Origin of the sequence: Phycicoccus sp. Soil802 (assembly GCF_001429605.1) — a bacterium.
GTDB lineage: Bacteria > Actinomycetota > Actinomycetes > Actinomycetales > Dermatophilaceae > Pedococcus.
In genome coordinates this window covers 368,233-393,653 of record NZ_LMSS01000005.1, presented here as the reverse complement: position 1 = coordinate 393,653, position 25,421 = coordinate 368,233, and the positions used below count along the sequence as shown (strand labels likewise).

At 72.3% G+C, this 25,421-nt stretch carries 26 protein-coding genes; 11 read left to right on the top strand and 15 right to left on the bottom strand.

All coding sequences use genetic code 11. The features are described 5' to 3' along the window. The first annotated feature begins 92 nt into the window (after window positions 1-92). Window positions 93-464 carry a type VI secretion system tube protein Hcp gene (locus ASG91_RS20265; RefSeq protein WP_235543395.1) on the top strand — a complete coding sequence of 124 codons (372 nt, stop codon included), beginning with the start codon at window positions 93-95 and terminating at the stop codon, window positions 462-464. Window positions 465-568: 104 nt separating this feature from the next. On the opposite strand, the gene ASG91_RS12940 is transcribed toward ASG91_RS20265, so the two are convergent. Beyond that, window positions 569-919 carry a hypothetical protein gene (locus ASG91_RS12940; RefSeq protein WP_056923026.1) on the bottom strand — a complete coding sequence of 117 codons (351 nt, stop codon included), beginning with the start codon at window positions 917-919 and terminating at the stop codon, window positions 569-571. 203 nt (window positions 920-1,122) lie between these two features. Between ASG91_RS12940 and ASG91_RS12935 the strand changes: the two genes are divergently transcribed. Further along, window positions 1,123-1,455, top strand: coding sequence for a hypothetical protein (locus ASG91_RS12935; RefSeq protein WP_056923025.1), 333 nt, complete (start codon window positions 1,123-1,125; stop codon window positions 1,453-1,455). On the opposite strand, the gene ASG91_RS12930 is transcribed toward ASG91_RS12935, so the two are convergent. After that, entirely contained in the window at window positions 1,430-2,683 is a 1,254-nt protein-coding gene (locus ASG91_RS12930) for an AGE family epimerase/isomerase (RefSeq protein ID WP_056923024.1), read from the bottom strand. The genes ASG91_RS12935 and ASG91_RS12930 overlap by 26 nt on opposite strands. Window positions 2,684-2,748: 65 nt before the next feature. Here ASG91_RS12930 and ASG91_RS12925 point away from each other — a divergent pair, with 65 nt between their 5' ends. Together ASG91_RS12925 and ASG91_RS12920 are read left to right on the top strand one after the other, a co-directional pair. Then, the gene (locus ASG91_RS12925) at window positions 2,749-4,080 is read left to right on the top strand and encodes a Mur ligase family protein (protein ID WP_056923023.1); all 1,332 of its coding nucleotides are present in this window, start codon (window positions 2,749-2,751) and stop codon (window positions 4,078-4,080) included. After that, window positions 4,077-4,886 carry a type 1 glutamine amidotransferase gene (locus tag ASG91_RS12920; RefSeq protein ID WP_082594154.1) on the top strand — a complete coding sequence of 270 codons (810 nt, stop codon included), beginning with the start codon at window positions 4,077-4,079 and terminating at the stop codon, window positions 4,884-4,886. Before ASG91_RS12925 ends, ASG91_RS12920 begins: the two co-directional genes overlap by 4 nt. Before the next feature lie 73 nt (window positions 4,887-4,959). Here the strand turns inward: ASG91_RS12920 and ASG91_RS21065 are convergent, their stop codons facing one another. The 5 genes from ASG91_RS21065 to ASG91_RS12900 all read right to left on the bottom strand — a co-directional run bounded on the left by ASG91_RS21065 (window position 4,960) and on the right by ASG91_RS12900 (window position 8,906). Beyond that, window positions 4,960-5,775 (bottom strand): HNH endonuclease, encoded by an 816-nt coding sequence (locus ASG91_RS21065; RefSeq protein ID WP_200961301.1) that lies wholly within the window; start codon window positions 5,773-5,775, stop codon window positions 4,960-4,962. Beyond that, the gene (locus ASG91_RS21060; protein ID WP_200961300.1) at window positions 5,772-6,371 is read right to left on the bottom strand and encodes a DUF222 domain-containing protein; all 600 of its coding nucleotides are present in this window, start codon (window positions 6,369-6,371) and stop codon (window positions 5,772-5,774) included. The genes ASG91_RS21065 and ASG91_RS21060 overlap by 4 nt, the downstream gene beginning before the upstream one ends. 186 nt (window positions 6,372-6,557) lie before the next feature. Next, complete coding sequence (locus ASG91_RS12910) at window positions 6,558-6,995, bottom strand: hypothetical protein (protein ID WP_056923022.1); 438 nt, start codon at window positions 6,993-6,995, stop codon at window positions 6,558-6,560. Then, a complete protein-coding gene (locus ASG91_RS12905) occupies window positions 6,988-8,088 on the bottom strand; it encodes a lysylphosphatidylglycerol synthase transmembrane domain-containing protein (protein ID WP_082594153.1) in 1,101 nt (366 codons plus the stop codon). The genes ASG91_RS12910 and ASG91_RS12905 overlap by 8 nt, the downstream gene beginning before the upstream one ends. After that, the gene (locus ASG91_RS12900; protein WP_056923253.1) at window positions 8,085-8,906 is read right to left on the bottom strand and encodes a PIG-L deacetylase family protein; all 822 of its coding nucleotides are present in this window, start codon (window positions 8,904-8,906) and stop codon (window positions 8,085-8,087) included. Before ASG91_RS12900 ends, ASG91_RS12905 begins: the two co-directional genes overlap by 4 nt. 41 nt (window positions 8,907-8,947) lie before the next feature. Between ASG91_RS12900 and ASG91_RS12895 the strand changes: the two genes are divergently transcribed. Both ASG91_RS12895 and ASG91_RS12890 read left to right on the top strand, forming a co-directional pair. Next, entirely contained in the window at window positions 8,948-10,069 is a 1,122-nt protein-coding gene (locus tag ASG91_RS12895; protein WP_235545602.1) for a glycosyltransferase family 4 protein, read from the top strand. A gap of 83 nt (window positions 10,070-10,152) precedes the next feature. Next, on the top strand, window positions 10,153-10,794 hold the full coding sequence (locus ASG91_RS12890) for an NUDIX hydrolase (RefSeq protein WP_056923020.1): 642 nt from the start codon (window positions 10,153-10,155) through the stop codon (window positions 10,792-10,794). A 120-nt stretch (window positions 10,795-10,914) separates the two neighbouring features. Here the strand turns inward: ASG91_RS12890 and ASG91_RS12885 are convergent, their stop codons facing one another. Next, a complete protein-coding gene (locus ASG91_RS12885) occupies window positions 10,915-11,427 on the bottom strand; it encodes a hypothetical protein (protein ID WP_056923019.1) in 513 nt (170 codons plus the stop codon). Window positions 11,428-11,432: 5 nt separating this feature from the next. After that, complete coding sequence (locus tag ASG91_RS12880) at window positions 11,433-12,911, bottom strand: PspC domain-containing protein (protein ID WP_056923018.1); 1,479 nt, start codon at window positions 12,909-12,911, stop codon at window positions 11,433-11,435. Window positions 12,912-13,036: 125 nt separating this feature from the next. Between ASG91_RS12880 and ASG91_RS12875 the strand changes: the two genes are divergently transcribed. Both ASG91_RS12875 and ASG91_RS12870 read left to right on the top strand, forming a co-directional pair. Then, a complete protein-coding gene (locus tag ASG91_RS12875) occupies window positions 13,037-14,446 on the top strand; it encodes an ATP-binding protein (RefSeq protein ID WP_082594196.1) in 1,410 nt (469 codons plus the stop codon). Beyond that, complete coding sequence (locus ASG91_RS12870; RefSeq protein ID WP_056923017.1) at window positions 14,433-15,113, top strand: response regulator transcription factor; 681 nt, start codon at window positions 14,433-14,435, stop codon at window positions 15,111-15,113. The genes ASG91_RS12875 and ASG91_RS12870 overlap by 14 nt, the downstream gene beginning before the upstream one ends. Window positions 15,114-15,148: 35 nt before the next feature. Here the strand turns inward: ASG91_RS12870 and ASG91_RS12865 are convergent, their stop codons facing one another. From ASG91_RS12865 to ASG91_RS12855, 3 genes are all read right to left on the bottom strand, one after another. After that, entirely contained in the window at window positions 15,149-16,306 is a 1,158-nt protein-coding gene (locus ASG91_RS12865; protein WP_256363726.1) for a DNA polymerase IV, read from the bottom strand. 62 nt (window positions 16,307-16,368) lie between these two features. Further along, the gene (locus ASG91_RS12860) at window positions 16,369-17,373 is read right to left on the bottom strand and encodes a quinone oxidoreductase (protein WP_056923016.1); all 1,005 of its coding nucleotides are present in this window, start codon (window positions 17,371-17,373) and stop codon (window positions 16,369-16,371) included. A 65-nt stretch (window positions 17,374-17,438) separates the two neighbouring features. Further along, window positions 17,439-18,629: a hypothetical protein gene (locus ASG91_RS12855; RefSeq protein WP_157606342.1), complete on the bottom strand. Its 1,191-nt coding sequence runs from the start codon at window positions 18,627-18,629 to the stop codon at window positions 17,439-17,441. A 144-nt stretch (window positions 18,630-18,773) separates the two neighbouring features. Here ASG91_RS12855 and ASG91_RS12850 point away from each other — a divergent pair, with 144 nt between their 5' ends. Together ASG91_RS12850 and ASG91_RS12845 are read left to right on the top strand one after the other, a co-directional pair. Continuing rightward, a complete protein-coding gene (locus tag ASG91_RS12850; RefSeq protein WP_056923014.1) occupies window positions 18,774-19,481 on the top strand; it encodes a response regulator transcription factor in 708 nt (235 codons plus the stop codon). Then, window positions 19,478-20,848, top strand: a complete 1,371-nt coding sequence (locus tag ASG91_RS12845; RefSeq protein ID WP_200961299.1) for a HAMP domain-containing sensor histidine kinase — start codon at window positions 19,478-19,480, stop codon at window positions 20,846-20,848. The genes ASG91_RS12850 and ASG91_RS12845 overlap by 4 nt, the downstream gene beginning before the upstream one ends. A 38-nt stretch (window positions 20,849-20,886) precedes the next feature. On the opposite strand, the gene ASG91_RS12840 is transcribed toward ASG91_RS12845, so the two are convergent. From ASG91_RS12840 to ASG91_RS12830, 3 genes are read right to left on the bottom strand one after another with little or no spacing between them, the layout of a single operon-like run. Continuing rightward, a complete protein-coding gene (locus ASG91_RS12840; protein ID WP_157606341.1) occupies window positions 20,887-21,453 on the bottom strand; it encodes a GNAT family N-acetyltransferase in 567 nt (188 codons plus the stop codon). A 5-nt stretch (window positions 21,454-21,458) separates the two neighbouring features. Then, entirely contained in the window at window positions 21,459-22,292 is an 834-nt protein-coding gene (locus ASG91_RS12835) for a uracil-DNA glycosylase (protein ID WP_056923011.1), read from the bottom strand. Then, entirely contained in the window at window positions 22,289-22,849 is a 561-nt protein-coding gene (locus ASG91_RS12830; protein WP_056923010.1) for a GNAT family N-acetyltransferase, read from the bottom strand. The genes ASG91_RS12835 and ASG91_RS12830 overlap by 4 nt, the downstream gene beginning before the upstream one ends. A gap of 81 nt (window positions 22,850-22,930) precedes the next feature. On the opposite strand from ASG91_RS12830, the gene pcrA reads away from it, so the two are divergent. Further along, entirely contained in the window at window positions 22,931-25,390 is a 2,460-nt protein-coding gene (gene pcrA, locus ASG91_RS12825; RefSeq protein ID WP_056923009.1) for a DNA helicase PcrA, read from the top strand. Window positions 25,391-25,421 lie beyond the last annotated feature (31 nt).

Genomic DNA, 25,421 nt, shown 5'->3' with positions numbered 1-25,421 from the left:
CGAGCCGAGCCGCTGCGACAGGGGGATTGACACCGGCTGGCGCCGGGTCGACCTTGGGGGAGTCCACGAGTCAGCCCAGGGGAGGACGCATCATGGCCAGCTCGATCTTCGCCCGGATCGGCACGATCAAGGGCGAGTCGCGGGATGCCAGGCACAAGGACGAGATCGACGTGCTGTCCTGGGCGTGGGGCCTGTCCCAGGCGGGCAACCTCGGCCACGGGGGTGGAGGCGGATCCGGCAAGGTCAGCTTCCAGGACCTGACCTTCACCCACCACCTCGACAAGTCCTCGCCGAGCCTGATGAAGGCCTGCGCCACGGGCACGCACCTCAAGGAAGCGTCTCCGACGAGGGGGACACCACGGTCGAGAGTGTCGGCCTCGCGTTCGCGAAGGTCGACCTCGAGTACAAGCCGCAGAAGCCGGATGGCTCACTCGATGTCGGCGTGCACTTCACGTACGACCTGAAGGCGAACAAGGAGGGATAGGCCTCCGCCTCGCTTCTGACGAGCGAGGCGGAGGTGAGCGGACGCGAGTCCGTTGTCCTGCGAGGTTCGTTGTCCCTGAAGGGCTTACGGCTCTTCGCCGCCGCCGGCCAGGAAGCCGCGGTGACCGTTGCAGGAGTCGCCGGGCTGGAAGCCGGACGCCTTCAGGTCCTGGACGGTGGCGCCGTTGGCGCGCTCGACCTGCTGGACGTGTCCCCAGTTCTGGGGCGGTGCTCCGCCGGGCCCGGGGAAGCCGGCTCCGTCGCCGTCCTCCAGCCCTGAGAAGGCGCAGATGGAGTTGGCGTGCGCGGAGCCGAGGCCTTCGCCACCAGGTGGCTTGCCGTTGCCGGTGATCTCACCGGCGCTTGCGGCTGACATGCCGACGAGAACGAGCGCCCCGGCTGCCGCCGGGACGATGAGCAGACGAGTGAGGCGCATGGTGCTCCTTCGATAGCGGATGACCGCCCTGCCCAGCGCAGGGCGTCACTTGACGCTAGGACCGGCCGACCGCCCCGCGCCTCCACCGGCACGGTGACTCCTCCTAGAACATCTGCGGTGACAGGCCTTCCAAATCGGGGCAATCGGACGCGGCCCGGGCATATTCGCTTGCCTGTCAACGTTCGGCGTTGGACCCTCAGCGCATGACCACGCCCGCTTTCGACCCGCCCTACGACCAGCTGCTCGCCACCGCCGAGCGGGTGGCAGCCGAGCGGCCAGAGGTCGACCTCGACCTCGCGCGGGAGGTGTTCGAGGAGGCAGCGACCTTGCTGTACAACGGCCTCGCCCTGGAAGGGCTGGACGACCACGACGCCCACCTGGTCGTCGCAGGCCTGTGCGACGACCTCGTGTCCGGCGACCCGAGCGCAGCAGTTCGCCGTCGCCCCCAGGCCGTCCTCGACGACCCCGGTGGGCTGCACGACCCGAGGGGCGTCGCGGCGGCCTACGAGATCAGCGCGCGGATCCTGCAGCTCTGAGGGCGCCGGCGAAGGACGCAGCGGGCTCCAGCGAGGGCAGCAGTGCGGCCTGGTAGGCGTGGTAGACGTCGGGCTTGCCGGCCCACACGGTTGCTGCCGGCCGGTTCGACTGGTCGAGCTCGTGCCGCCACGAGCCGTTCTCGCGGTCGATGAAGTACCGCTCCGCCTGAGCCCACCACGCGGCATACCAGTCGCCGTAGGACGGGTCGTCCACTGCTCGCCCGAGGGCCCAGGCCGCGCCGATCCCCTCGGCGAGCACCCAGTGGAGCCGGTTGCGCACGACCGGCGTGGCATCGAAGTCGGTCGTGTAGACGAACCCGTCCTGGCCGTCGGCGTGCCACCCGATCCCGACAGCGGTGTCGAACAGCGCCACTGCGTCGTCGAGCAGCCACGACGGCGCCGCGGCGCCGAGGGCGGTGCGCAGGTGCAGCGTCAGGCGCGACCACTCGAGGAGGTGGCCGATGGTGACCCCGTAGGGCCGGAACTGGTCGGCCGGGTGGTCCCGGTTGTAGTCGAGCAGCGGCAGCCAGTCGGCGGTGAAGTGCTCAGGGAGCCGCCAGTCGTTGCCGCGCGCGAACCCGTGCACCACGTGCTCGACGATCCGGGCGGCCTGCGCCCGTGGCACCGGATCACCGGTCACCTCGTGGACGGCCAGCAGGGCCTCGACGGTGTGCATGTTGGCGTTGGCGCCACGGTAGTCCTCCGGGGTGCGCCAAGCACGGTCCCAGCTCTCGACGGCCAACCCGTCGGTCTCGTCCCAGAAGTGCGTCGCGAAGACCTCGCGGGCGAGGTCGAGCACGGCCTGGCCGTCGGGGTGGCCGGCGGCGGTGGCGCTGGACGCGGCCAGCAGCACGAAGGCGTGGTCGTAGCAGCCCTTGACCGAGGACACCGGCTCGTGGGTGGACGGGTCGACGGCGCTGAACCAGCCGCCGTGCCCAGCGTCGCGCAGCACCTCCCGCAAGGCGCGTACGCCGTGGTCGAGCGCGGACTGGGCCTCGGTGTTGCCCTGGAGCACCTCGAGCGCAGCGACATGCGTCATCCGGCAGGTCAGCCAGGCGTGCACCGGTCGCTCGAGCTCCGGCACCCCACTGTCGTCGAGCCACGCGAAGCCGCCGGACGGGTGCACCGCGCCGCGCGCGAAGCTCCACAGCCGCTGGCGCTCGCCCGCCAGCCAGGTCTCGTCGGGCGCGGTATTTGGGGGCGATGGCGGCGAGGGCGCTGACGACATGCGTGGATCGTATGCCGCGTGGTCGGGTGAAGGCGCGCGTCCCACCACGCACTAGGGTTTGGGGCGTGCTGAGGACGACGGCGGCGGTGGTCGCGGGCAAGGCGGCGAGGGCTGCCTCGCGGCTGCGTGGAGGCGGCTCCGCCCTCCCCGGCCTGGTCGCCGAACGGGTCGACCCCGGGTTCCTCGCGCACGCCCTGGCCGACGTCCCGGGCGGGATCGTGGTCGTCACCGGCACGAACGGCAAGACCACGACCACGAAGATGCTGGTCGCCGTGCTGCGGGCGCACGGTCGCACGGTCTTCACCAACCCCACCGGCTCCAACTTCACCCGCGGGGTCATCTCGTCGATGCTCGGCGAGCTGCCCCTGCGCGGGCGTCTCACGGCGGACCTGGCGGTGCTCGAGCTCGACGAGGCACACGCCCTGAAGTTCGCCGCGGCGGTGCGGCCCACGCATGCCCTGCTGCTCAACGTCGCTCGCGACCAGCTCGACCGGTTCGCCGAGATCGACCACACCGCCAAGCTGCTCGCCTCGCTGGCCGAGCAGGCGACGACCGGCGTCGTGCTCAACCTCGACGACTCCTTCGTCGCACGGATCCGGGACAAGGTCGGCGAGGGGGTCGTGGTGCGCTACTTCGGTGTCGACGCGTCGATCGCCGATCGGCTGCCCGAGCTCCAGGAGCAGGACGTGCGGTTCGAGGACGACTTCGTCCCGCCGGTCGCGGGACCTGAGGACGGCCTGCTCAAGCCGAGCGACGAGCGCACCTTCGAGGTGCTCTTCGGTGATGGTGGTGGCGGCGACGGTGGCGCGGGCTCCGGCACCGTCGGCCCGCTGGAGCTCCAGCAGCGTGGGCTCGCCGCGATGATCAACGCCACGGCGGCAACCGCCACTGCCCGGCTGCTCCTCGGTGACGCGTTCGACCCGGCCGCGGCGGCGACCGCCCTGCGGGCGGTGACGCCACCGTTCGGTCGCGGCGAGGTGGTCATGGTCGACGGTCAGCCCCTCGAGCTGGTGCTCGTGAAGAACCCCGCCGGGTTCACCGTGGCCCTCGGCACCTACGGCTCGACCCCTGTCGCGACGATGATCGCCATCAACGACAACTACGCCGACGGGCGCGACGTCTCGTGGCTCTACGACGTCAGCTTCGACTCCCTCCGCGAGCGCGGCGTCACGACGACGAGCGGCGTCCGCGGCTACGACATGGCGTTGCGGCTGCAGTACGACGACGTGCCGGTGGCCGGCGTGCAGCCCGACCTCGACCAGGCCCTCGACGCCTTCCTCGCCGAGCACCCCGACGAGCCCAAGCGGATCTTCTGCACCTACACCGCGATGATGGCATTGCGTCGCACGCTGGCCGCCCGCTACGACCTGCCCGACATCGGTGAGGAGGCGTCATGAGCCGGCCCGGCGGCATACCCGACGTCGCGATCCCCGGCGAGCCCGCGGAATCGGCGCTGGTCCCGGACGCCGACCGCGCCGGCAAGGGCGTCATCCACGTGGTGCACCTGTACCCCCGCGAGATGAGTATCTACGGCGACCTCGGCAACACCCGCACGCTTGCGGCCCGGATCCGGCGCCACGGCTACAGCCCGGTCGTCCACCAGCACCACCCCGGTGGCGAGTTCCCGGAGCAGGCCCACCTCGTCGTCGGTGGCGGCGGCCAGGACTCGGGTCAGGTGCGTGTCGAGGCCGACCTCGAGCAGATCGCTGACCGGCTGCGCTCCCTCGCCGATGGCGGCACGCCGATGCTGATGATCTGCGGGATGTACCAGCTGCTCGGCAACGCGTTCATCACCGTCGACGGCAAGCGCCTGCCCGGTCTCGGCATCCTCGACGTCACCACCCAGGGCAACGCCAAGCGGATGATCGGGCCGGTGGTGCTCTCGACCGACTTCGGCGACGTCGTGGGCTACGAGAACCACTCCGGCTCGACCACCCTCGGTGACGGGCAGGCGCCGTTCGGGCGGGTGCGGTCCGGGTTCGGCAACAACGGCACCGACGGCACGGAGGGCGCCCGCACCGGCAACGTCTTCGGGTCCTACCTGCACGGCCCGATCCTCCCGGCCAACCCTCGGCTCGCCGACGCGCTGATCGGGCTCGCGGCGGAGCAGGCCACCGGCAGGCCGTTCGAGCCCGCGCCGCAGGACGACGCCATCGCTGATGAGGCGCGCTCGCGCCAGGTCCGCCGCCTCGTCAAGCGCTGAGCAGGCTCAGGCGCCGAGTGGACTCAGGCGCCGAGTGGACTCAGGCGCTGAGCAGACTGCGTCCTGAGCCGCCTCAGGCGGTGAGCAGCAGCGCGCCGTAATGACTCTCCAGTGCGCTGACCATGGGCCCCGCGCGGACCCGCGCAGGCAACAGGGGCGGAGCAGTCGAGTCGTAGCTGTGACCGGTGGGTGTCGTCGTGCGCACCGTGTGGCCGGGTCCGGCCCGCACCGTCCTGGCCCGCCAGCCGGGCGCCTCCTTGGCGTAGTTGCACGCCTCGCAGAGCCCCTGCCCGTTCGTCGTGGTCGTGGCGCCGTCGGCACGGGTGGCGATGGCGTGGTCGACGTGCCTGATGGGCGCGTCGCACCACGGCGTGCGGCAGGCCTGGTCGCGCAGCAGGATGAAGCGCCGCACCGTGCCGGTGAACCGTCGACCTGACGCGCTGACGTCGGTGCCTGGTGGCTCGGGCGCGCCGGGCCGGTCTGGCTGGTCGAGCGGGGGCTCGGCGACGTGATCCGGGAGTGGCTCTCGGCGTGACGAGATGCGATCCAGGTCGACTCCCTCGGGGCTGGTGAACACCCGGCGCATCGTCAGGCGGGCGCCTGCCCGCCTTGCGCTGGACACGATGTCGCGTGCGGTCTGCGCCGGCAGCACGTGCCCGCCCAGCCGGGACGGCTCATCGCCGAGCGCTGCAGGCATGACCAGCTGGACCTCGACCGGAACCGCGGCTGCGGTTGTCTGACCGGTCAGCCGCTCGACGAGGGTGTCGGCCATCACCTGGCCGCGCCCGCGCTCGTCACCCTCGGCCCGCGCCGATCCGGCGGCCCGCTCCAATGCGGCGAGCACCGCTACGCCTTGGGCGACCGGCAGCAGTGCCGTCAGGTGGGTCATCGTGTCGGGAGCCGGGCGCAGGTCACGCGGCGCTCGCTGTGAGCCCTCGCCGCGCGCTTGGCCATCGCGGCCGCATCGAGCCGACAGGCGAGCGCCTTGGCTCTGGCCTCGACCTGACGGTCGCCGAGCTGCGGGAGGTCGGCGGCAAGTGCCGCGTCGACCGTGGCGCGGTCTTCCGGACTGAGGCAGGCGGTCTCACGGCAGACGATGGTGGCCCGCCACTCGCTGACCGATCCCGTCTCGAGGTGCTCCGTCGTGTGCGGAAGCTCGCGGACCAAGGCTTCGGCCAGGCCGAGGTGCCGGGAGCCACGAGCGGGAGAGTCCTTGCGCGCCAAGGCAATCTGCGCCGCGACACCCCTGCCTCGCTCGCGAGCCGGCACGCCCGCGGCTGCCTGCGACTCGCGCTGGGACCCGGCGAAGGCCGCTGCCGCTCGCGCCTGGGCGCCCGCAGCGGCGGCCTTGATCGACTCCAGCAGACCGATCTGGTCGATCCGCTCGGAGTCGTCCACCTCGGTGTCGAGGAAGGGGAGGCGCCCCAGGACCTCACGCAGGTCGGCAGTGGTCAAGGCGGACGGCACGGCTCGTCGGTCAGCCACTGACACTGTCATCGCACACCCCCCAACGCCCCGTCGGTCCCCCCTGCGATGAACCGGGGCAGCCGCTTCGAACTGGTGTACCAATCATGGCAGGAGGGTCTGACAGCCGAGAGCCGCCACGAGGTGGCACGCGAGGACGCGGCGGTGCTCACCGTCGACCCCCCGGAGCCCCGCCAGCCACACCGCTCAGATGAAGGTGGGGCCGGCGTCGAGCCGGAGCTTCAACAGGGCGTCGAGGGCGATCGACTCACCGTCCCGGGCGCCGGCACCGACCTGTAGCGGGGGCGGGCTCGGCTCGAGCCCCACGGTGCGCCACCGCCCGAACCGCTGCGGAGCGGTCACGAGCACGTAGTAGCCGCCGTCGGTCCCGACACCGATAGAGAGGTCGCGCCGCAGGTACCAGCCCTGCACGCCGGTGCGGTAGCGGCCACTTCCGGACCACGGCTTCGCGGTCAGCTCCTCGGTGGGGAACCCCGCCTCGCGGGCGCTCGCCACGAACGCGTCGACCAGGACCTGGGCCTTCGCCGACTCGCGTTCGCGCCGCTTGCGGTCCGCGTCGACGTGGTAGGCGGCGCGCTCGGCACGTTCGGCCTTCTCGCGTTCGACGTCCTCCGGGTCAGCCATCGAGGGACTCCTCCTCTGCGGGCGCTGCGGTCTCCTCGACCGGTGCCTTCTTGGGGCTCATCGACCACGCCAGCCAGCCGAGTGCGCCGAGGGGGATCTCCATGAAGTGCGTGAAGAGGGAGAACAGCACGACGGTAGCGCCGGCCTCGGCACTCCCGGCACCCCACCCGACCAGCGCCACGGTCGTCGCGGCCTCGGTGACGCCCAGTCCGCCGGGGGTCACGCCGACCGCCGTGAGCAGCCGGCCGATCGCGTAGGCCGCGAACAGCTGGCCGTAGGGCAGGTCGACCCCGGTGGTGTGCGCACACAGCAGGAAGAGCAGGTAGTAGACCCCGAAGAAGCCGGACAACCCCAAGGTCATGCTGAGCCAGCCGGTGCGGACCACGTCGTTGATGCGGGCGCGCAGGTCGACGACCAGGGTGCGCACGCCCATGCTGCGTCGCTTCCACAGGCGCCCGATCACCTTGTCGAGGCCCTGACCGATGGCGATGGCTGCGCGCTCCGAGGCGAGGATGGAGACGAAGACGAGGAGGATGACCGACCCGGTGAGCGCCCCTGCGACGGCGAGGTCCTCCAGCTTGTTCGGGACGTCCTGGTCGTTGCCGGCCAGCAGCCCGAGGATGGCCAGGACCGGCAGGGCGATCCGGGCCAGGACGTTCCAGACGCCGGTGACGATCGCCGACGTGGAGATGTCGCGGCGCGAGAAGCCCCACGAGCGGCAGATCGTGTAGGTGGCAGCCAGCCCGGCCGCGCCACCACCGGGCAGGAGGTTGCCCACCGACGACCCGGCGACGTTGACGATCAGGGCCTGCCAGTGCCGCAGGCCTCGCATCGACCCGGTGAGGGTGAACGTGTAGCAGTAGAGTCCCACGACGACCCCGCTGAGCAGCACCAGTGCGGTGCCGGTGGGGACCTGGGTCAGGACGTCCCAGATCTTCGACCACGAGGTCTTGGCGAAGTGCGGCACACCCCAGGCCAGCAGGAAGGCCGCCAGCCCCAGTCCGAATGCGCCCTGCACGACAGTCCGGAGCCGAGAGCGGGGCGGGCGGGTGCCCGGACCGTCCGCGCGGCCGTCGGCGGCCTCGACGGTCACGACAACCCTTCGAAGACGTCGTGCGACACCGGCAGACCCACGGGACGCGCGCGGTCGACGAACCACTCGCGCCCGAACACCAGGTCGTAGAGCGGCCTCGGGATCCGCAGGAACGCCGCGAGCGTCCGGTCGGCGCCGTCCTCCGCACTCGCCTGGGAGGCGTGGGCGCGCATGGAAGCCCGCTTCGCGGCGGCATACCGACGCACGTCGATGCGGTGGGTGATCTCGGAGCGGGCGCTGAACGCGCGGCCGAACGCCGCGCGGTCGAACTCGGGTGGGAAGCGGTAGACCTTCGCGGCCAGGCCGACCGCACGCGCGATGGTGTCGCGAGGCACCGTGGCCTCGAGCACGCGTGGCGTCCCCGCGAGGTATGCCGCCCGCTCACCGACCTCGTGCACGCGGACGTGGTCGCGGTGTCCGTAACCACCGTTGCGGTCATAGCTGAGCAGGACGTCGGCACCCTCTTCGCGCAGGACCTCGGCCAGTCGGCCGGCCGCCTCGTCGACGGGAGCGCGCACGAAGCGGACGCGGTCCGGGGGGTCGGGGAGGAGCTCGGGGCCCAGCCCGCTGTCGGCGTAGCCGAGGTAGACGACGCGGGCGACGCCCAGGGCCGAGGCCGAGCGACGCAGCTCCTCGAGCCGGCGCGCACCGAGCCCGCCGTCGGCCGCGTAGGCATCGGCGGCGAGCCCGAGGTCGCCGTCGGTGGCCACGACCACGACCACGCGATGGCCCTCTGCTGCCGCGCGCGCCAACGTGCCCGAGGTCAACAGGGCCTCGTCGTCGGGGTGGGCGTGGAAGGCCACGAGCGTGTGGGTCATCACCGGCCATCCTGTCGCATGGCAGGCTCTTGCCTGTGAAGGTGGCCCTGCTGACGGACTGTTACCTGCCCAGGCTGGGCGGGATCGAGGTCCAGACGCATGACCTCGCAGCCCAGCTGCAGGCGCGCGGTCACGAGGTCGAGGTGTTCACCGCCACGCTGGGTGAGCACGGGGAGCGGCACGGTTTCGTCGAGGACGTCGACGGTGTGCCGGTCCACCGGATGGCGATCCAGCTCCCGTGGCAGCTGCCCGTGAACCCCTTCGCGCCACCCGAGGTGCGGCGGCGGCTCACCGCGGGAGGGTTCGACGTGGCGCACGTGCACATGGGGGTGGTGAGCCCCTTCGCCACCGACCTGGCTCGGGTCGCCCTCGGGTTGGGGATGCCCACCGCGATCACGTGGCACTGCCTCATGGAGCGCTCGCAGCCCGTCTTCCGGGCGCTCGGCCACGCCCGGCGGTGGGGTGCGCGCGGTGCTGCCCTGTCGGCCGTGTCCGGGGTGGCGGCGACGTCGGTGCAGTCGGTCGTGGGGCGCGGCACCGAGGTGCGGGTCTTCCCCAACGGCATCGACACCGCGCTGTGGCGACCGCCGCCCCGGAGCGCACGGTCGCACGATGCACCGGTCGAGGTCGTGGCCGCGATGCGCTTCGCCGCCCGCAAACGCCCCCTGGCCGTGCTGGAGGTCGCTGCCCGCGCGCGCGACGTCGCGGGGGGTGACCTGCCGATGCGGCTGACGTTGTTCGGCGAGGGGCCGGAGCGGAGGCGGCTCGAGCGGTTCGCCGAGCGGCACGACATGACGGACTGGGTATCGATGCCCGGCCGGGTCGGGCGTGCCGCGCTGCGAGATCGCTACTGGCACAGCGACATCTACCTCACCCCCGCCCGGCTCGAGGCCTTTGGGATCGCGGCGCTTGAGGCTCGCACGGCTGGCCTGCCGGTCGTCGCCCGGCTCGACACCGGGGTGGGGGACTTCGTCGTCGACGGCGTGAACGGCCTCCTCGGCGCGGACGACGTGGCGCTCGCGGAAGGGCTGGCCCGACTGGTCACCGATCCCGCGCTGCGCCTGCGAATCGCCACGCACAACCGTGAGGTCGGGCCCGACCAGGACTGGCCCTCGGTGGCGGCCCTGGCAGAGGACGAGTACCGCAGAGCGGGCGCGTCGTGACCGAATCCGTTGGCCCACCGAGTTCCCTTGGCCCCCAGAGCGATCCGATCGTCGTTCGTGCTGACGCAGCCCCCGGGCGGCGGGTGGCCGAGTTCGTCCTGGCCCACGGCGCCGACCCCGTGCGCGAGCTCGCGAGTCTCGGCTGGTCGCGTCCCCACCTCGACGACGCACGCCGTGACGACGACGGCTCACTCGTCCTGCACTTCACGGTGACGCCTGCCTCGGCCGTCGCGCCGACGCAGGCGCCGGTGCCCACCGACCCCGGTCTGGTGCTCGCACCCGGGGAGGAGGCGAGCCCCTACCAGCGCACCGCGGCATACGGCGTCGTCACCAGCGCCCGCGGAGTGCTGCTCACCGAGCTCTCCGAGCTCACCTCCGCCCCCGGTCGGTGGACCCTTCCTGGTGGTGGCCTGGACCCCGGCGAGCAACCGGTGGCTGGGCTGCACCGCGAGGTCTGGGAGGAGAGCGGTCAGTCGGTCGAGTCCGTGCGCCTGCTCGAAGCGCACACCTCGCACTGGATCGGCCGGGCCCCCAGCGGTCGCCTTGAGGACTTCCACGCCGTCCGGATCGTGTATGCCGCGTGGTGCCCCCAGCCGTCCGACCCGGTCGTCCACGACGTGGGCGGCTCCACCGCCGACGTGCGCTGGGTGCCTCGCGACGAGCTGGAGCGCTACCACCTGAGCCGCTCGTTCGCGCCCCACATGCGACGCTGGCTCGCTTCCTGACGCGCGCCTCTTCACAGCTTTATCGGGTCTAGGGACAACGTTGACCCTCACACGACTTCGCTTCCGGGGTGAGGGTCAACGTTCCTGCTAGACCCGATAAAGGTGGGGTATGCCGCGGGGTCAGCTGGTCTTGCTGTTGCGGCGTGAGGTGACCAGGCCGACCAGGCCGAAGAGCACCAGCACCGCACCGGTGAGCACGATGCCGACCGGGCCGACGTCGCCCCAGTCGACGGTGAGCTCGCCGAGCTCCTGGGCGAGGATGATCCCCGCGACGGCGAGGCAGACCAGTCCCAGCACGATGGCCGGGGCGTGCGGTCCACTCGGCCGCTCCGGCAGGGGAGCGATGCCGTGCTCGTCCGCACGGGCAGCCGTGGCCGGGGTGTCGGCTCGCTGCACCTGGTTGCCCTCGGTGGTGTCGAGCTGCTCGGTCCGGTCGAACTGCTCCGTGGTGTCGCTGTGCACGGTCTGCTCCAACTGCGTGGTGTCGTCGGCGGTCGTCTCGTCGGTGGTGTCGTCGGCCGTGTCGTCGGCCGTGTTGTCTGCCGTGTTGTCTGCCGTGGTGTTGTCTGCCGTGGTGGCGAACGTCGTGTCGTCCTGCGGGTCGCCGGGCTGGGTCGCGTCGGGCTTGGTCATGGGACTCACTCCTTGCCGATCAGGATCTGGCCGAGACCCACGTGGGCGTCGACGACGACGTCGGGCGTGCCGGTGCCGAAGGTCTCGACGGTGCTGATGTTGCGCCCGTCGCGGCCGTCGAGCTGGATCGGGTCGCCGTCTCCGTTGGTCCCGCGCGGGGCGATGGGGCCGAGGTCGGCCGTGTCGATCCGCGAGATGTCGCCGGCGCCGACGGAGCTGCGCACCTCGACCGTGAGGTTCTCCGGGATGTAGATCCGGAGCTCACCGATGCCGACCCGGGCCTCGATCTCGCGGGCGGTGCCGGGGTTGTCCGGAGCGTTCGCGAGGTCGAGCTCTGCCGACCCGATGCTCAGCCGGTAGCGCTCGGACGTGTCGGTGGCCGACGGACGCCAGGTGCGTTCGCCGATCCCCCCGCCGAAGGTCACGTCGGGGACCACGGACGCGGTCCAGGTGACCAGGGCCAGCACGATCGCCAGGAAGCCGGTGAACCCGGCGCGCCGACCGAGCAGGCCGAGGACGAGGGTGCCGAGGCCGAGCACGCCGAGGGCGGCTGCGAGAGCCACCGTCTCGTCGCTGCCCGGCCAGTTGGCCGCGTCGTGGATCGAGAGCGTCGCGCCGTAGGCCGCCAGGGCCAGGCCGCCGACGAGCAGGGTGGCGACGAAGCCTCCGCTACGACGCCGGGGGACCTTGGGCGGCCTGGGCCGCGGTGCGACCGGGGTGGGCGGCGGTCCGTAGACCCCGCCGGGGGGTGTGGCCACGGGAGCCGTGGCTCCGGGGGCGGGGGCGTACGTGGTGGTGGACACGGCGGCATACTCCTGCGTCGGGGAAGCGGTGGACTCGGGAACGGGACTCGTCTGCGTCTGGTCAGCGGGCGAGGTGACGCCGGGTGGAGTGGCGCCGGGGGCGGCATACGCAGCTGGTGCGGCGGCGTAGGGGGCCGGTGCGGCATACGGGGCTGATGGTGGGGTGTACGAGGCGGGCGGGGGACCGTAGGCGGGCTGGCCGGCGCGGGCCTTGCGGCCGTCGCGGTTCCGGGTGACCAGCCACACGACGAGCCCGATCGGGACGACCACCCACCAGATCCAGCCGAGCCCGGACGAGTCGCCGGTCAGGCCGTTGGCGCCGATGAGCGACAGCCCGATCACGACCAGCAGGATGATGCCGAGCACGTCACCGTCGCGCAGCGCCTTCTCGGCGATGATCTCCTCGCGGTTGTTGGGCAGGAACGCCCACGCGATGAGGTAGACGGTGATGCCGACGCCGGCGAGCACGACCAGGAGGACCAGGACCGCGCGGATCACGATCGGGTCGACGCCCAGGCGGGTGGCGATGCCGGAGCACACACCCGCGAGCCACTTGTCGTCGCCGTCGCGGCGCAGGTCCACGGAGCGGATCCAGCCGAAGAAGCGGTCGAGCCCGTTGACGTGGCCGTCGGAGCTGGTCTGGTTGGTCGGGCCTGCGGTCGGCCCAGGGTTCTGCGTCATGTCATCCATGGTGTCCGTGCCGGGAGGTCGCTGCCATGAGGGTCGACCCTGAACCGACCCTGAAGGGTGCCGAGACCACCCTGAATAGGTTCGGTATCCACGCGTTCGTGCGTCAGGATGAGGTCATGCCGACTCCCTACGAGCGGCCCGTCCCCCCAGCGGAGGCGAGGGCCGCAGAACGCCGTGCCGCGCGTCCGCAGCTCACCCGCCCCGCTGAGGGCAAGGTGATCGCGGGGGTCGCGATCGGGCTGGCCCACCACCTGGGCTGGCCGGTGCGCTGGATCCGGTTGGCGTTCGTGCTGATCTCGATCCCCACGGGTGCTGGTCTGGTCGCCTACGTCTTCCTCTGGGCGCTCACGCCGCAGTCGCGGGGCGGGGTGGTCGGTCGGGGTCGTCGTGCGGTCGACCCGGCCGACGCCGACGCCCTCGCCAAGGCCGGAGGTGTCCCCGAGCCGGTCACCGGTGCGGGCGAGCGTGACGCCACGAGGGTGCTGCTGGTCGGTGGGCTGATGCTGGGCATCGGACTCGTCGTGGTGGCCCAGAACGCCGGCCTGAACGCGCGCCTCGGCATCCTCGTGCCCCTCCTCGTCGTGGCCGCCGGTGCGGTCCTCGCGTGGTCCCAGCTCGACGACTCCCAACGCGGTCGCTGGCTCGGATCCGAAACTGGCACTAGGCGATTCAGTGTTGCGCGTCTCGCGTTCGGTGGCGTGCTGGCGCTCACTGGCCTCGTCATCATGGCGACTCGTGGCCGGTCGCTCGCCGCGATCTGGGACATCGGCGCCGCCGTGCTCGCCGTCCTCGCGGGCGTCGCGCTGATCGCCGCTCCCTGGGCGCTGCGCTTCTGGTCCGACCTGCGCCACGAGCAGGCCGAGCTGGCCCGGGCGACCGAGCGCGCCGACATCGCCGCGCACCTGCACGACTCCGTGCTCCAGACGCTGGCCCTGATCCAGCGCAAGGCCGGTGACCCGGGCGCCGTGACCCAGCTCGCCCGCGCCCAGGAGCGCGAGCTGCGCTCGTGGTTGTATGCCGGTCCCTCCGACTCCGATGCGACGCTCGCCACCGCTGTGGTCGAGGCTGCGCACGAGGTGGAGGACCTGCACGGCACGCCCATCGAAGTCGTCTCGACCGGCGACCGGCCGCTCGACGACGGTGGCCAGGCGCTCGTCCGCGCCGTGCGGGAGTCGCTGCTCAACGCGGTCCGCCACGGTGCGCCGCCGGTGTCGCTCTACCTCGAGGTCGGCCCGTCGGGCGTCGAGGCGTTCGTGCGCGACCACGGCCCGGGGTTCGAGGTCGGCGAGATCCCGGAGGACCGGCTCGGTGTACGTCAGTCGATCCTGGGCCGGATGGAGCGCCACGGTGGCGCAGCCAAGGTCCGCCGGCTCGAGCACGGCACCGAGGTCAGCCTCAGCCTGCCGCCCGACCTGCGTCCGCCCCAGCCCGTGGCCGAGAACGACCACACCACGAACGCCCAGCCGCCCACCACACCGCCCACTAACGTCCAACCCGCAGCGGAGGAAACCCGTGAACACGCCTGAGAAGAAGCCCGTCGAGGTCGTCCTCGTCGATGACCACCGCATGTTCCGGTCGGGGGTCAGGGCCGAGCTCGGGCAAGCGGTGTCGATCGTCGGCGAGGCGCCTGACGTCGACGCGGCCATCGCGGTGATCCGGCAGGCCAAGCCGCCGGTCGTGCTGCTCGACGTCCACCTGCCCGGCGGCAACGGGAACGGTGGCATCGACGTCATCCACGGCTGCAAGGGCCTGGAGACCGTCGACGGCCAACCGGTGCGGTTCCTGGCGCTCTCGGTCTCGGACGCGGCGGAGGACGTCATCGCCGTCATCCGGGCCGGTGCCCGCGGCTACGTCACCAAGACCATCAGCGCCACCGACCTGACCCGCGCCATCCAGCGGGTGGCCGATGGCGACGCGGTGTTCTCCCCCCGGCTGGCCGGCTTCGTCCTCGACGCGTTCGGCGCCGCCGCCGGTGAGGTCGCCCAGGTCGACGAGGAGCTCGACCGGCTGTCGGCCCGGGAACGCGAGGTGATGCGGCTGATCGCTCGCGGCTACCAGTACAAGGAAGTCGCCAAGGAGCTGTTCATCTCGGTCAAGACCGTCGAGACCCACGTGTCGTCGGTGCTGCGCAAGCTCCAGCTGTCTTCGCGGCACGAGCTGACCGCCTGGGCCATGGGCCGCCGCCTCCTCTGAGCTCCTGCCGGGGCCAGCCGCCTGGCCCTGGTCGGCTAGGGGGCGATGTCTTCGGTGCCGCCACCGGTGCCGGCGGCCCGCGCGCTCGGACCGCCGCGACCGGTCGTGCGGGGGTCGACGTAGCCACCCTCGGGCGGCACCATCTCGGCCCGCACCCCCAGGAGGCGGATCGGCCGGTCGTCCTCGAGAGCGGCGAGCAGGTCGAGGGCGGTCTGCGCGACGACCTCGGCGTCGAACGTCGGCTCACCCAGCTTGCGCACCCGGTTCGTGGTGAAGAACGGCGCGAACCGCACCTTGAGGAAGACCCGCTGGCACGGTCGCTCCTCCCGCCGGATGTCCTCGACCACCTGGGTCGCGAGCAGCCGGATCGCCTCTGCGATCTCGGCAGGGTCGACGAGGTTGGTCTGGTAGGTCGTCTCCCGACCGTGCGCCCGCGCGACCCACGGGGTGTCGTCGACGGTCGCGGAGCTCACGCCGCGGCCGAGCCGGCCGTAGTGCGGGCCCATCGACGGCCCGAACTCCGCCACAAGGGTCGCCTCGTCAGCCGAGGCAAGGTCGCGCACCGTCTGGTAGCCGTGGGAGGCCAGCCGCTGCGAGATCTTCGACCCGACGCCCCAGAGCGCGATCGTCGGCCGGTCGCCCATCACCTCGAACCAGTTGTCGCGGGTGAGGACGTAGACCCCGCGGGGCTTGCCGAAGTCGGTGGCGATCTTGGCGCGCACCTTGGTGTCACCGACGCCGACGGAGCAGTGCAGGTCGGTCGCCTCCAGCACCGCCGCCCGGATCGCCTGGGCGTAGCCGACCGGGTCGTCCGTGGTCACGCCGACGAACGCCTCGTCCCAGCCGAGCACCTCGACGACCGCGCCGGGCATGCTGCGCAGGGTCTCCATGACCCGGGCGGACGCCTCCTCGTAGGCAGGCCCGTCGACCGGCAGGAAGACCGCCTCCGGACACCGCCGCACGGCCACCTTGAGCGGCATACCCGACCGCACCCCGAACTCGCGTGCCTCGTAGGACGCGGTCGACACCACGGCGCGCTCGGTCGGGTCGCCGCGGCCCCCGACGACCAGGGGCACCCCGGCCAGCTCCGGGTGGCGCAGGATCTCGACAGCAGCGATGAACTGGTCCATGTCGACGTGCAGCACCCACGGCCTGGCCACAGGCGCCTGGTCCCCGGTCGGCTCCGACGTCACGGGCCCATCCTGCCGCGTGCCGGTGTCAGCGTGCGCGGATCAGTGCCTCGGCGAGGGCAGGCTCAGGGGATGAGCAGCAGCTTGCCGGTGGTGCGGCGGGCTTCGAGGTCGTCGTATGCCGCGGCCGCGTCAGTGAGCGGGTAGCGCCCGCCCACCTCGACGACGAGCCGTCCGGCCGCGATGTCGGCGAGCACCGAGGTGCCGCGCTCGAGCAGCTCCTCGCGGGTGGCGGTGTAGCTGCCGAGGGTGGGGCGGGTGAGGAAGAGCGACCCGGCGGCGTTGAGCCGCTGGATGTCGAACGGCGGCACCTGTCCGCTGGCCCCGCCGAACAGCACCAGCATGCCGCGCGGCCGCAGCGACGACAGCGAGGCGTCGAAGGTCGCCTTGCCGACGCCGTCGTAGGCGACGTCAACTCCGTTGCCACCATTGGCCGACCGCACCTGGCCGGCGAGGTCGTCGGCCTCGCGGTAGTTGATCACCGCGTCGGCGCCGAGTCCGCGGGCGATCTCCAGCTTGTCGGCCGAACCCGCGGTGGCGATGACCCGGCCGCCCTTGGCCTTGACCATCTGGACGAGCAGCTGGCCGACGCCGCCCGCCGCGGCGTGGACGAGCGCCGTGGTGCCCGGCCCCACGGCATACGTGGAGTTGACGAGGTAGTGCGCCGTCATGCCCTGGAGCATCGCCGCGGCGGCGACGTCGAGCTCGACGCCCTCGGGCACGGGGACGAGGCTGTCGGCAGCCCGGTTCACCACGGAGGCGCCCGCGCCGAGGCCGGAGCCCCACGCGACCCGGTCGCCGACGGCCAGGTCGCTGACCCCGGACCCGACGGCCGTCACCGTGCCGGCCCCCTCGGAGCAGGACACGAACGGCGTCGAGAGGGGGTAGACACCCTGGCGCTGGTAGACGTCCATGAAGTTGACGCCGACGGCAGCGACCTCGACCTGGACCTCACCCGAACCGGGGGGTGCGACCTCGACGTCGCGGACCTCGAGGACCGAGGAGTCGCCGGTGCGGGGGACGACCAGGGCGCGGGCGGAAGCGTCGGCAGTGGTGGTGTCGGAAGCCATGCTCCGACCCTACGTCCTGCCTCCCGGCCGAGGCCGAGAGGCAGGACGAGGACCACGGGCAGCGCCTAGGGGAGTGACTTCTGGTAGGCGACCATGGCCTTGACCGGCGGCTTGACCGCGTAGGCCTGGGCCAGCTGCCCGGAGTCCACGAACCACAGGTGGGTCATCGCTCCTGAGGTCCGCAGCGTGGTGCCATCGGCGCACACCCCGTTGACCGGCTTGAGCTTCTTCAGCCCCCCGCCGATACAGGCCTCGTGGGTGTGCCAGCGGACGTAGGGCTGGTAGCTCGTCGGCGGGGCCTTCTTCTCCGCCGTGAACATGACGCCGATGAGGGTGAACTTCCCGTCGGTGTTGCGGCGGTAGACGAGGGTCTCCGGGGCGCTCGGGTCGAGGACCTTGCCGTCGGTCCGGTTGGCCTCGTTGGGCACGTGGACGGCGCCAGTCCGTGGTGACTTGCGCCTGGCCTCCGTGCCGAGGGCGGCGAGCTTCTTCTGCTTGCGGTCCCACGCGGCCTGCACGTCGAACCCCGCCTTCGTCGCGGCGGCAGGGTCTCGGTAGGCCGTGGTCGCCGCGATGGTCTTCTCCAGCAGGTCCTTGGCCGCCGCGGTCTGGGCCGGCGTGGCCGACGCGGCGTCTGGCAGGTTCGGCACGTCGGAATGGTCGTGCGCGGTGGCCCCCGTGTCGTCGCCGTCGGTGTCGTCGCCCTCGCCGTCCGTGCCGTCGGCGTGGCTGTGCCCTGCCGATGCGCCGGCGACCTCCGCAGCGCCGTGGTCGTGGCCCGGAGCGGCGATCGCGGCACCGCTCGCGACCAGCGTGAGGGCGGCGACGGCGCCGGTGAGCGCGGCGGCCCGGCGCGGGGTCGACGGACCCTTGAGCCGGATCGGTGCCCAGGCGGTGGCTCCGACGACGGCCAGTCCTGCACTGAGCACCTCCAGCGCGACGCAGACGGTGTCGGCGACACCCACCGGCTCGGCGACGCCGGCGCCCGGACCGAATGGCAGGCCGCTGGTGCGCGACACCGCCCAGACCAGCGCCAGCGCCACCGAACCCCCGGCCCCCGCCAGGAGGACGCGCCGCGACGACGGTCGCGACCAGCACCACAGCGCCCACCCGAGCTGGGCAGCCGCTGAGACGAGGAAGAACAGGCCCGCGGCCCACCACTCCCGGAAGTGGTCGGCGCTGACCCCGACGTGGATGAGCGCGGCGCCCACAGTGAGCACTGCCGCGCAGCGGATGAGGAGAGTTCGTGTGTCCATGCGCCGACCATGGCCCGTCGATGTGCGAGCGGCGTGACCGCAGTGTTCGGGGAATGTTCGGGTTCGGCCACGACCGAGCACCGATTGCCCGGTATGCCGCGGGGCCGCTTGCCGTCGCACCCCCGGGTCCGCGACCGTTGCGCCATGACCACACCGCCGGGCGCGACCTCGCGCGTGCTGCTCGTGGAGGACGAGCCCGCGCTGGCCGAGCTCGCCCGCCTCTACCTCGAGCGCGACGGCCACCACGTGGACGTCGTGGGCGACTCCGACGCGGCGCTGGCCGCACTCGACCGCCGCACCCACGACCTGGTGCTGCTCGACATCGGCCTGCCCGGCAGCGTCGACGGGATCGAGGTGTGCCGCCGCATGCGCGCCGGTGACGACTGGACCCCGGTCATCTTCGTGACCGCCCGCGACGACGAGGTCGACCGGATCATCGGCCTCGAGCTCGGCGCGGACGACTACGTCACCAAGCCCTACTCGCCGCGAGAGCTCGCCTCCCGCGTGCGCGCCCTGCTGCGCCGACAGCAGCGCGCCATCCAGTCGGCGGCGGAGCGGCCGCGAACGCTGGCGGTCGGAGCGCTGGTCCTGGACACGGACACCCGACGTGGCCGGCTCCACGACCGCCCAGTGCCTTTGACGACAACGGAGTTCGACCTGCTCGCCCATCTCATGGCCAGGCCCGGCCGGGTCTACACGCGGGGCGAGCTGTTGATGGCCGTCTGGGACTACCCGGCTGACGACCCGACCCGCACGGTCGACGTCCACATCGCCCAGCTGCGCGCCAAGCTCGGTGACGACAGCCCGATCCGCACCGTGCGCGGCGTCGGCTACAGCGTCGAGCGACCGTGAGTGTCGCAGGCCCGGTCGGCCGGGGCTCGCTGGAGCGGCGTACTGCCGCCCTGATGGCGGTGGTCGTCACCATCGCGGTCGTCGTCGCCGGCTTGGTGTCGGTCGGCCTCGTTCGTGGCGCAGCGCAGGACGAGGCGCGAAAAGCGTTGCGCAGCAAGGCAGATCTCGTCAGTGCGGTGCTGGAGGCAAGCCGCCCTGTCGACATCGCACCAGCCTTGAGGGTGGTGCGCCAGCAGGACACCCCGGTCGCGTGGGAGGGCCCGGGCGGGCGGCTCGCCGGAGACGCGCTGGCTCGCACGGCATACACCCAGCTGCCGCAGGCAGAGCGGACGGTCAGCGGTTCGCACACGCTGCGCATCGACGGCCGACAGGTGCTCGTGGAGGTGCGGCCGCTCTCCACGGGCGCGACGGTGGTGTTCGCCGAACGAACCAGCCTCGCCACGGGCCAGAGCCTGCGGATGCTCAACCGCGTGCTGCTGGCGTTGGTCATCGGGCTGGTCCTCGCGGTCCTCGCGTCCGTCCTCTTCGCCCGACGTCTGGCCGCACCGCTGCGCAGCACGGCCGCCGCGGCTCACCGGATGGCATCCGGTGAGCGATCGGTGCGCGTGGTGCCCGAGGGTCCGACCGAGGTCGCTGAGACGGGGGAGTCGCTCAACGCGCTCGCGGAGGCCCTCGAGCACAGCGAACGACGACAGCGTGAGTTCCTGATGTCGGTCTCGCACGAGCTGCGCACGCCGCTCGGGGCGGTCCGGGGGTTCGCCGAGGGCCTGCAGGACGGCGTCATCACCGGGCCCGCCGTGCCCGCCGCAGGTCGCACGATCGTGGCCGAGTCGGCCCGGCTCGAGCGCCTCGTGGCCGACCTGCTCGACCTCGCCCGGCTGGGGGCCGACGACTTCAGGTTCGACACGGTGCCGCTCGACCTGCGCGACGTGGTCGACCAGGCCGCCGAGGTGTGGGACGAGCGCTGTCGCCGGGACGGCGTCCGGTTCGCCGTCGAGCGCCCCGAGGCTGCGGTGCTCGTCCGCACCGACCCGGTGCGGGTGCGCCAGGTCATCGACGGGTTGGCCGAGAACGCCCTCCGGGTCACCGAGGTCGGGGCACCGCTGGTGCTGGCCCTGCGGGTCGAGGGCGACCGTGCCGTGCTCGAGGTGCGCGACGGCGGCCCGGGGCTGACGGCCGACGACATGGCTGTGGCTTTCGAGCGGTCCGAGCTCTACCAGCGCTACCGCGGGGTGCGCCGGGTCGGCACCGGCCTCGGGCTCGCCCTCGTCAAGGCCCTCGTCGACGGTTTGGGCGGCACGGTCGCAGCTCACCAGGCGCCCGCGGAGGGCGGCACCTGCTTCCGGGTCGAGCTGCCGCTCGGCTGAGTCCGGGTCGACAGGCCCACCTGGTCGTCCCGACCGACTCAGGCCCCGGTGGTGATCCAGTAGCGCCGCTTGCCGCGCAGCTCGCCCTCGAGCTCCCCACCGTTCGCCTCGATGGTCCGTGCCGACGCCACGTTGTCGAGGTCGCAGGTCACGAGCAGCCTCGGTATGCCGCGTGCGGCGGCCAGCGGGACGACCTGCCGCAGCGCGTCGCTGGCGAAACCCCGGCGCCGGGCGCTCGGGCGCACGCCGTAGCCGACGTGCCCACCGACGGAGGCGAGCATCGGGTGGACGATGCTGTGACGCAACGAGATCGAGCCCACGAACTCGTCCGGCTGGTCCGGGTCAGCCATCCACCAGTGGCTGGCCGAGGTCCAGCCCGGTGGACGCGGCCCGCCGTCCTCGGCGTCGCCGACCCGGTTGGCCACCAGCCGCGCGAACTCCGCCGGCTCCTCCAGCCCTTCGCGGGTGAAGACCACCCCAGGGAAGTCGCGTTCCGCCGGCCAGTTGACGATGCCGTCGTGGACCTCCTGGCCGGCTGCCCGGAACTCGTCGGCAGCGGCGAGGAAGGACCGGTGGAACCTGACGTGGGGTGTGGCCAGCAGCACCACGGTCAGTCCCGACCCAGCCGTGCGATGGCGGTGTCGAGCATCGCCTCGGTGAGCTTGCCGGTGAAGGTGTTCTGCTGGCTGACGTGGTAGCTGCCGACCAGCCTGACCACGCGTCCCTCAGGGGTGGTGAGCACGGCCTCCGCTGCGTGCCCGAACCGGGGCTTGGGTCGCGGGACGTCCCAGCCGAGCCGCCGCGCGCTGCCGAGCGCCGCGTCCCACGCGATCGACCCGAGCGCCAGCATCGACCGCAGCCGTGGTGCGGCGAGCTCGAGGTCGCGGTCCAGCCAGTGCGAGCAAGCGGCCTTCTCCACGGTCGTGGGCTTGTTGGCCGGGGGCGCGCAGCGGACCGCGGCGATGATCCGCAACCCTCGGAGCGTCAGCCCGTCGCCGCTGGCGACCGACTGCGGCTGGCTGGCGTACCCGGCGCGGTGCAACGCGGCATACAACCAGTCGCCCGAGCGGTCGCCGGTGAACATGCGGCCGGTGCGGTTGGTGCCGTTGGCAGCCGGAGCGAGCCCCACGACGAGCACCTCCGCCTCGGGGTCGCCGAAGCCCGGCCCCGGCCGGCCCCAGTAGGGCTGGTCGGCGAACGACGCCCGACGGCCCTGGGTCGCCACCGTTTCGCGCCACTCGACGAGCCGTGGACAGGCGCGGCAGACGGTGATCCGCGCGTCGAGCTCGGCGATGTCGGGCGAGGTGCAGGCCAGGGCGTCGACCTGGCCGGACGTGCGGGCCACCGGGGTCGCGGCCGTCGCAGGATCGCCGGGCCAGCCGGTGCCGGGCGGCACCGGCGACTCGAACAGCAGGCCCGTGACCGGGTGGGCGTCGAGGCTCATGTCGGGACCCAGTATCGCCGGGTGCCGTTGCGGGAGTCCTCGTAGACGCCGCCGTTGGCCTCGATGGCCCGACGGGAGCCCTCGTTGGACTCGAGGCAGGTCACCAGGACGCGGTCGAGACCCAGCTCCACGCGCGCGATCGGGAGGGTGAGGCGCAGGGCCTCACGGGCGTGGCCGCGCCGCCGTGCCGACGGGCGGATGCTGTAGCCGATGTGCCCGCCCTCGCGCAGCAGGAACGGGGTGAGCTCGTGCCGCAGGGCCAGGGAGCCGACGTAGTCGTCCTCGTCGTCGACGACCCAGAAGAAGTGGCAGGCCGTCCAGCCCGACCTGCGGGGTGCGTCCTCGTCCCGGGCCGCGACCCGCTGGGCCACGAACCGGGCGAACTCCTCGGGGTCGGCCAGGCCCTCCCGGGTGAAGTGGTAGCCGGCATAGCCCGGCTCGGCCGGTTGGGCGAGGTCGCCGTCGCCGTCCCGTTGCTCCCCGGACCGCGCGAACTCGTCCGACGCGGCCAGGTAGCCCGCCTGGTAGCGGACGTGCGGGTCGACGAGCCGGGTCATGCCCCGACGCTAGCCGGGGCTGTCCACGGCCGGCCACGGGATAACCGTCCTGTCGCCCGCGGCACGTAGGCTGGGACCAACATGAGCACGCTCTTCGACGACCTTGCGCCTTTCGACAAGCACCGTCCTTCTGACCCGAGTTCCGGCACACGGCCGAGCGCTGCGGCGGCTCGCGCGACCGCGGTCGACGACCGAGGCGTCCCCACCTGGGCCCAGGCGGCCGCCGAGGGGCGCGGTCCGGATGACGGCGACTCCCACCGCGCCGACCCCGAGACCCTGCTCGAGGGGCTCAACCCCCAGCAGCGCGAGGCGGTCCTGCACGAGGGCGGACCCCTCCTCATCGTCGCCGGGGCCGGGTCGGGCAAGACCCGCGTCCTCACCAACCGGATCGCCTACCTGCTGGCCGCGCGCGGGGTGCAGCCCGGCCAGGTGCTGGCCATCACCTTCACCAACAAGGCCGCCGCCGAGATGCGCGAGCGGGTCGCCGCCCTGGTCGGGCCGCGGGCCAAGGCCATGTGGGTCATGACGTTCCACTCGGCGTGCGTGCGCATCCTGCGCCGCGAGGCCGCGAAGGTCGGGCTCAAGTCGACCTTCTCGATCTATGACGCCGCCGACAGCCAACGGCTCATGGCGATGGTCATGCGCGACCTCGACCTCGACCCCAAGCGCTACCCGCCCCGGTCCTTCAGCCACCAGGTCTCCAACCTCAAGAACGAGCTGGTCGACGAGGAGACCTTCGCCTCGCGGGTGGGGGAGGGCACCCACCAGGAGCGGATGCTGGCCGAGGCCTACACCGGCTACCAGCGCCGCCTGCGGCAGGCCAACGCCCTCGACTTCGACGACCTCATCATGACCACGGTCAACATCCTCCAGGCCTTCCCCGACGTCGCCGAGCACTACCGGCGCCGGTTCCGCCACGTGCTCGTCGACGAGTACCAGGACACCAACCACGCCCAGTACCAGCTCGTCCGCGAGCTCGTGGGTGGTGCAGCCGGCAGCCCCGGTATGCCGGTCGGCGACGGACCCGCGGTCGAGCCGGCCGAGCTCGTGGTGGTCGGCGACGCCGACCAGTCGATCTACGCGTTCCGTGGCGCGACGATCCGCAACATCGTGGAGTTCGAGGAGGACTACCCGACGGCGCGGACCATCCTGCTCGAGCAGAACTACCGCTCCACCCAGACCATCCTGCAGGCCGCGAACGCGGTCATCGCCAAGAACCCCGAGCGCCGCAAGAAGAACCTCTGGACCGACAGCGGCAACGGCGCGGCGATCATCGGCTACGTCGGCGACAACGAGCACGACGAGGCGGCCTTCGTGGCCAAGACCATCGACGAGCTCGGTGACTCCGCCGGCGTCAAGCCCAAGGATGTCGCGGTCTTCTACCGCACCAACGCCCAGTCACGGGCGCTCGAAGAGGTCTTCGTGCGGGTCGGCCTGCCCTACAAGGTGGTCGGCGGCACGCGGTTCTACGAGCGTCGCGAGGTCAAGGACGCGCTGGCCTACCTGCGCGTCATCTCCAACCCCACCGACACCGTCAACCTGCGGCGCATCCTCAACACCCCCAAGCGCGGCATCGGCGACCGGGCCGAGGCGTGTGTGGCGGCGCTCGCCGAGCGGGAGCGGATCCCGTTCATCGCGGCGCTCGGTCGTCCCGAGGACGCCCCCGGCATCGCCACCCGGTCGGTCGCGGCGATCAAGGGCTTCACCGGCCTGCTCGAGCAGCTCGGCCAGATCCACGCCGACGACGAGCAGGGAGTCGGTGCGCTGCTCGAGGCCGTCATCGACAGGTCCGGCTACCTCGCCGAGCTGCGGGCCAGCCACGACCCGCAGGACGAGACCCGCATCGAGAACCTCGCCGAGCTCGTCGCCGTGGCGCAGGAGTTCGACGAGACCCGCGCCTCGACCGGCGAGGTGGCCTCGCTCGAGGACTTCCTCGAGCAGGTGTCGCTGGTGGCCGACGCCGACGAGATCCCCGACTCCGAGGAGGCCGAGGACCTCGGGGTGGTCACGCTGATGACCCTCCACACCGCCAAGGGCCTGGAGTTCCCCGTCGTCTTCGTCACCGGCCTGGAGGACGGCACCTTCCCGCACCTGCGCGCCCTCGGCGACCCCAAGGAGCTCGAGGAGGAGCGCCGGCTCGCCTACGTCGGCATCACCCGCGCTCGCGAGCGGCTCCACCTGTCGCGGGCCGCCGTGCGTTCGGCGTGGGGTGCCCCGCAGTACAACCCGGCGAGTCGCTTCCTCGACGAGATCCCGCCCGAGCTGGTCGAGTGGCAGCGCGCCGAGGCGGCGACCACGACCCGCCGACCGGGACTGCCCGCGGTCGCGACCCTGGCCGCCCGGCCCGGGGTGCGGTCACCCGGCAACCGCCCGCTCATCTCGCTCCACCCGGGCGACAAGGTCACCCACGACAGCTACGGCATGGGCACCGTCGTCAAGACCGAGGGCGAGGGCGACAAGACGCAGGCCCACGTCGACTTCGGCGGCGACACCGGGGTCAAGCGGTTCCTGCTCCGCTACGCCCCGCTCGAGAAGCTCTGACCCGAGGGCTCACCACGCGGCATACCCGAAA

Bases quoted from the DNA above. Each gene is read 5' to 3' on its own strand.
- ASG91_RS20265 (WP_235543395.1), top strand. From the start codon at position 93: ATGGCCAGCTCGATCTTCGCCCGGATCGGCACGATCAAGGGCGAGTCG.
- ASG91_RS12940 (WP_056923026.1), bottom strand. From the start codon at position 919: ATGCGCCTCACTCGTCTGCTCATCGTCCCGGCGGCAGCCGGGGCGCTC.
- ASG91_RS12935 (WP_056923025.1), top strand. From the start codon at position 1,123: ATGACCACGCCCGCTTTCGACCCGCCCTACGACCAGCTGCTCGCCACC.
- ASG91_RS12930 (WP_056923024.1), bottom strand. From the start codon at position 2,683: ATGTCGTCAGCGCCCTCGCCGCCATCGCCCCCAAATACCGCGCCCGAC.
- ASG91_RS12920 (WP_082594154.1), top strand. From the start codon at position 4,077: ATGAGCCGGCCCGGCGGCATACCCGACGTCGCGATCCCCGGCGAGCCC.
- ASG91_RS21065 (WP_200961301.1), bottom strand. From the start codon at position 5,775: ATGACCCACCTGACGGCACTGCTGCCGGTCGCCCAAGGCGTAGCGGTG.
- ASG91_RS12910 (WP_056923022.1), bottom strand. From the start codon at position 6,995: ATGGCTGACCCGGAGGACGTCGAACGCGAGAAGGCCGAACGTGCCGAG.
- ASG91_RS12900 (WP_056923253.1), bottom strand. From the start codon at position 8,906: ATGACCCACACGCTCGTGGCCTTCCACGCCCACCCCGACGACGAGGCC.
- ASG91_RS12885 (WP_056923019.1), bottom strand. From the start codon at position 11,427: ATGACCAAGCCCGACGCGACCCAGCCCGGCGACCCGCAGGACGACACG.
- ASG91_RS12880 (WP_056923018.1), bottom strand. From the start codon at position 12,911: ATGACGCAGAACCCTGGGCCGACCGCAGGCCCGACCAACCAGACCAGC.
- ASG91_RS12875 (WP_082594196.1), top strand. From the start codon at position 13,037: ATGCCGACTCCCTACGAGCGGCCCGTCCCCCCAGCGGAGGCGAGGGCC.
- ASG91_RS12860 (WP_056923016.1), bottom strand. From the start codon at position 17,373: ATGGCTTCCGACACCACCACTGCCGACGCTTCCGCCCGCGCCCTGGTC.
- ASG91_RS12855 (WP_157606342.1), bottom strand. From the start codon at position 18,629: ATGGACACACGAACTCTCCTCATCCGCTGCGCGGCAGTGCTCACTGTG.
- ASG91_RS12850 (WP_056923014.1), top strand. From the start codon at position 18,774: ATGACCACACCGCCGGGCGCGACCTCGCGCGTGCTGCTCGTGGAGGAC.
- ASG91_RS12835 (WP_056923011.1), bottom strand. From the start codon at position 22,292: ATGAGCCTCGACGCCCACCCGGTCACGGGCCTGCTGTTCGAGTCGCCG.
- ASG91_RS12830 (WP_056923010.1), bottom strand. From the start codon at position 22,849: ATGACCCGGCTCGTCGACCCGCACGTCCGCTACCAGGCGGGCTACCTG.
- pcrA (WP_056923009.1), top strand. From the start codon at position 22,931: ATGAGCACGCTCTTCGACGACCTTGCGCCTTTCGACAAGCACCGTCCT.